This window comes from Bartonella sp. AA78NXGY, from assembly GCF_042197005.1.
Lineage (GTDB): Bacteria > Pseudomonadota > Alphaproteobacteria > Rhizobiales > Rhizobiaceae > Bartonella.
Window position 1 is genome coordinate 1 of record NZ_JBHIRI010000043.1, and the last position, 4,063, is coordinate 4,063.

4 protein-coding genes and 2 pseudogenes are annotated in these 4,063 nt (G+C 39.4%); all 6 read right to left on the bottom strand.

The features are described from left to right. Window positions 1-760, bottom strand: a pseudogene (locus ACFINL_RS09375) (DUF3987 domain-containing protein); the annotation flags it as partial. Between the two features lie 169 nt (window positions 761-929). Further along, window positions 930-1,202, bottom strand: a complete 273-nt coding sequence (locus ACFINL_RS09380; RefSeq protein WP_375651461.1) for a type II toxin-antitoxin system RelE/ParE family toxin — start codon at window positions 1,200-1,202, stop codon at window positions 930-932. Further along, entirely contained in the window at window positions 1,199-1,489 is a 291-nt protein-coding gene (locus ACFINL_RS09385; RefSeq protein WP_375610963.1) for a CopG family ribbon-helix-helix protein, read from the bottom strand. Before ACFINL_RS09385 ends, ACFINL_RS09380 begins: the two co-directional genes overlap by 4 nt. 111 nt (window positions 1,490-1,600) lie before the next feature. Continuing rightward, window positions 1,601-2,281, bottom strand: a pseudogene (locus tag ACFINL_RS09390) (virulence-associated protein E); the annotation flags it as partial. Window positions 2,282-2,379: 98 nt separating this feature from the next. Beyond that, window positions 2,380-2,580 carry an AlpA family transcriptional regulator gene (locus tag ACFINL_RS09395; RefSeq protein ID WP_011180791.1) on the bottom strand — a complete coding sequence of 67 codons (201 nt, stop codon included), beginning with the start codon at window positions 2,578-2,580 and terminating at the stop codon, window positions 2,380-2,382. A 198-nt stretch (window positions 2,581-2,778) separates the two neighbouring features. Next, a complete protein-coding gene (locus ACFINL_RS09400; protein WP_375612608.1) occupies window positions 2,779-3,945 on the bottom strand; it encodes a tyrosine-type recombinase/integrase in 1,167 nt (388 codons plus the stop codon). Between the last annotated feature and the right edge of the window lie 118 nt (window positions 3,946-4,063).

Here is a 4,063-nt window from a genome sequence, read left to right on the forward strand (position 1 = left end):
AATCACAGCGCTTGACAAGCAAGTTTGCACTTTCTGTTGCTAATGTATCATGCGCCGCATAAAGACGTTTGGCATGACTTAACAGATATTTTTCCCAACGCAACGCTGTTGTGATGGCATAGAGTCCAATTTCTAAACGACCAGTGTCAAGAAGTTCAAAAATCAACGCAAGACTTGCTATGGTCTTTGGCATTTTTAAAAGATGCGATTGTAAGCTTTCTGAGTAACTACCTCCTTTTGCCTCTTTATGAAGATGCTCGAACCATTCATAAAACTTCACTTGTGCTTCAGCAGAAAAACGCATGATCAGTGGTTGTTCGGGAGAACCTAAGCGTTTATCACGAAAAGAGCGAAATACCCCTTCATACTTTTGCCAGACCTCTTGATTGGGCGGTTTATCAACCAATTGCCACTCTTTATTGTCATCGGGCCAGACAATCATTTGAAAGCGTTGCAATAAACCGTCATCGTTTATTCCACGGTGTATGGCTTGAATGAGCGGAATAATGCGTGAAGGTTGAATGCCTCCAATCATGGATAAAGTGACATAAGGGATAAAAATGGTTCCACGCTCTATACGGTCATAAGTAAATTGATCATCGCCATTAAAAGCTGTTAAATAAAAGGCGCGGTCTGATTGATATTCCTTTCTTTCTAGATTGGCTAAAAAGCCAGCCAATTCATCACGCACCATTAAGAGACCACGGGGGTTTTCTTTTAAGAGTTCCCCAAGCTTTTCAACAGACACATCATTGACAATAGTGTCATCTTCATTTTTACGAGTAGAAACTAAGCGGTGTGCAAAGTGCATTATGCAATCATATTCGCAATATTAGAAAAATAATAATTTATCATTATTTACTGATACGGAGCGCAGTATTGTAGAAAATAATTTTCTTCAATTACAAAATAAATAAAAATACAGTTGATTAAGGAAATTTTTTCTTTGTATGGAGCACACGTAAAATACGCACAACGCCATTTGAAATATCATAAATCATGATATAATTTGGATGTACAATAAGTTCACGTGTATTTACAATTCGTCCTAAACGACCAAGGGTAGGAAATTGAACAAGTTTTTCTACTTTTTCAGATAAAAGTTGATCAAACTTTAAGGCAGCGGAAGGATTATCTTGTGATATGTATTCACGTATCTTTTTGCGGTCAACGTGTGCTACTTGTGTCCAAATTAGCTTCATAAAGTTGATCTATCTAGTTTACTTTGTGTCTTTAAGCGCCATTCTTTTGCTTCTGCTTCGATTTCTTCAGAAGACATTATATCACTTGCATTAGCAGAATTTATCCCTAATTGAACTTGTTCCCGAAACCATAAATCGTATGCACTTTTTTCTTTTTGTTCTTTTACGATATCGCGCATATAATCGCGCAATAATTGTGCACCAGATCTATCACACGCCTTTGCTGCTTTGGAAAATTCATTTTTTAATACATCATCGACGCGAAAGGTAAATGTTGTCTCAGCCATTTTACGACCACTTAATGTGTTACAAAGTAGTTCTAATGTAATGTATTTTTACTGTTTCTTCAATAGGTACTATTAGAATAGATATTTTATATCTATTTTGCATTTTCATAGGGTTGAAAGGGACGCCCATAAATCAACGGGCTCTGATAACAACCCAGACAAAAGAGCCAGACCGGTTTCAATGCCTTCACAAATGACCAGATGTTTTGGATTGGCTTGGCTTAAATGCACCCCACCACCCGTTACAGATCCCAACATGGCTTTTGCTGGTTTTTGATCTGTTTTGCAGCCATTGTCTTTTAAAAAGGTTCTATGAATGGCAAAGGAACCAGCCCCCTTAACAAGAGCAATCAACGCGGGCAATGTACCCCCAGAGGGGTGTAGACATTTGTCGTAAAAGCGTAAATCTGTAGGCAAATCACATGTAATATCCCGCATACGTAAATAGGTTTCTGCTAAAGTATTTTTGATTGGTTGGCTTTGTTGCCAAATTGCTCTTTCTGCTTTCCTTTTTGCTTGTTTGAGATCAGCACAAAACTGTTTTGAGAAAGAGAGCGTCTGATCATAAGCTTGTTTTCCAAGCAATCCAATTCTAATAAGCGCTTGTATGATCTCTCTAAAAGAGCAGCCAGCATAACAATAGAGTAAAAGACGCCCATCATTTCCATTAGAAATAGATAAACTAGGCAGCCTATCATCATGAGCAGGGCAACGGGCTGTTCCATAACGCCCATGCCAAACCCCGCGCAAGGCACGTGTGATACCTTGCGCATTCTTAAAAGAACACATCATTGTAAATCCTATAACGTTGCGTCACAGGACGGATTGTGCTATCTCTAGGGTGATGAGTTTGAGAAAGCCTTGTCCGTCCTTACGTGACAAGGTTTTTTTTATGCCGCGTCACTTTGACGTTGCTGTTTTGCTTGCTCGATGACATTGATAAGATCCGATTGTAACCAACGGGACAAAAAACCAAATTTTAAAGGTTTTGGGAGAGAGCCATTGGTAACATGACGGCGGAATGTTGAGACACTCATATGAAGCAATTTTGCACTTTCACGGTCTGTCAAAAGAATATCATTTTCTGTCATACTAAAATCCTTTCTATCAAAAAATGGTAACAAATCATAACTATTTATTAAGCACATTTTGGTTTATTTTTGAAGGTATTTTATTTATAGAAAACAATATTTTATCATATAAATTCTGATGTGATAATTTATGAGTCTAATTGAGAGCGAATGAGAGAGAAAGTTATCCACAGATCATGGGGTTATGCACCCCATATCTTAAGATTGACCAGTGACATAAGCCGCCCATTTATCCATATAGACACGGCGCTGTTCTAAATAATCAGTACGACGATAGGCACGCTCTACTTTGCCGCCAACTGTATGACTTAGAATAGTTTCAGCGACCTCATAGGGAGCATCGGTTGTTTCAGCAAGCCAATTGCGTAAACTAGAACGAAAACCATGCGGGCAGGCTTCAAGTTTATTGTCTCTCATATATTTTGCCATACAATTCTCAGCAAGGGGAGCACGACCGGAAAAAGACAGAATGAAATTACTTTTGGAAATACAACGGGCTTGTTTAATCACTTTTAGCGCTTCAGATGATAGAGGTACGCGAAATTCTGTTGTAGCGTCACGCAAACCTTTCATATTCTCAGCAGGAATAGTCCATACATCATCTTCAATCTGATCTTCACGAATATGACGCAAAGGGTTGGTACGAACGCCTGTCAGGATAAGCAAGCGCAAAGCCAGTTGTGTTATGTTTTGTGTTTTACAGAGTAACTGATAAAAGGCGGGAACATCTTTCCAATCCATTGCAGGTCTATTAGTGGTTTTATGACGTTGTTTACCTAAGAGCGCGCGTGCTTTTTCTGTTGCTTGTAAATCAACATCTAACCCTAATGCAGCCGCATGTTTGAGACAAAGATTAAGACGATTTAGTGCTTTCTCTGCTGTTGCAGCTTTTGTATGCCAGATAGGAGCAAGGGTATTGCGTATCTCTGTTTGTGTAATCTCTGAAACGGGCAGACAGCCCAATTTAGGGAGAATATGAAGGCGTAATGGTAAAAACCAATCACAAGCTTTACCATCTCTTTTTAATTCAGCTTTACGGCTTTCAAAAGCATCTAAAGCAATGTTTTTTAAATAATGAAGATTACGCATTGCCTCACGCTTTTGTTTATCGCGTTCTTTAATGGGGTCACGACCCTCATGTAAAACAGCACGCCATTGGTTTGCCAATTCACGGGCTTTTTTTAAAGAGACATGTCTTAAGGCGCCCAAGCCCATTTCACGGCGCCGACCGTGAATGGTATAACGATAAAGCCATTGAGCACCACCATCTTTACGCTTATGGAGGATCAAGCCGGCACCATCATTATATTTGCCAGCTCCCAATGTTGCGACAGCCCTTGCGTTAAGGCGATTCATAAGAACCATTTTCATTCCTTTCTTATACAGTTTTACCCACACGCCAGCCCCGCTTATGCCGTGCAAGCAAATGGGTTTGTTTGATTCAATATAAACAGACTTGAAATGAGAGAATCTTACGTTATTC